This is a genomic window from Paeniroseomonas aquatica (assembly GCF_030409335.1).
Classification (GTDB): domain Bacteria; phylum Pseudomonadota; class Alphaproteobacteria; order Acetobacterales; family Acetobacteraceae; genus Belnapia; species Belnapia aquatica.
The window spans coordinates 1-972 of record NZ_JAUFPN010000244.1; the positions used below are offsets into that span (position 1 = coordinate 1).

A 972-nucleotide genomic window follows, 5' to 3' on the forward strand; every position below is an offset into this window, starting at 1 on the left:
CCAGATGGTCAAGCCGTGGTGATAGGCTGACGCTTACGGGCGTACTGGAACCCAACCTGCTGCAGCTCTGGAAGAGTCCCCACCGCGCCCGGTGTCAGAACCACGCCAGGGACCAGATGATTGGTTAGTTCCGCTGCCAAGGTTTGAACGTCCACCCTGTCGGGATTGCTTCCTGCATTGATGAGCCGCTCAGCCGTCTCCCAGAGGGCGTTGTGGCAGGCCATGAACACGACGCCCCGGCGCTGAAGCAAGGGGATGGAGTTGAACCGGCTGGAAAATGCTCCCTCCGCGCTTTGGTAGTCATCGGGATTCACGCCAGTGTTCACCGGCTCAGCGATGAGCGTGTTCGACCGGAACCGTTCACCTGCCAACTTGGCGAGCTGGTATTTGTCCCACATCACTTGATCGATCAGAGCCAGGTTCGCTGTGCCATGGGTGGTCGAGACCGCAAGGAAATCCGGGTGCCTGAACGACCAAACCTGCACGTTAAGCGCGTTGCGCATCAGGTTCAGCCAGGGGCCACCAATGTCGGTATTGTCCCAGACCTGCTTCGGTCCACCGCGGTACGCGATTACCGTCTGCAGTGCCTCATCGTCCCACTGCGATGGATCATCCAGGATCATTGGTACCGTGCTAAGGCTACGGCGCCGGGGCGCCGCGGCTAGGCGCTCCACGAGGTCTCTAAGAGGCCTAGCGCCCATTGCGAGCCAGGGCGTGGAGGCTACCGCCGCCTTTGCGGCCAGGGACGGCAACTGGGTCACGGCTACTGCTGCGCCAACACTCGCCACAATCCGGCGTCTGGTCTGATTGTTCATCGCCCACTCCCCATGTCGCACAACTCGGCCCTGGGCTGCGCCTGTTCAGCCCAGCGTGCCGGTCCAGCCATCACCGCGTTGACGCGCGCAGCTCCGAAGCATTAGTCCGGAGCCAATCCTGGATTGGCTTCCAGGGGCCGTAGCGGTGCTGCTCCGG

The 972-nt window shown here is 62.3% G+C and carries 1 protein-coding gene; it reads right to left on the reverse strand.

From position 1 onward, the window contains the following. Window positions 1–8: 8 nt before the first annotated feature. Window positions 9–815 (reverse strand): thiosulfate dehydrogenase, encoded by an 807-nt coding sequence (gene tetH, locus QWZ14_RS29095; RefSeq protein WP_456307277.1) that lies wholly within the window; start codon window positions 813–815, stop codon window positions 9–11. Window positions 816–972 lie beyond the last annotated feature (157 nt).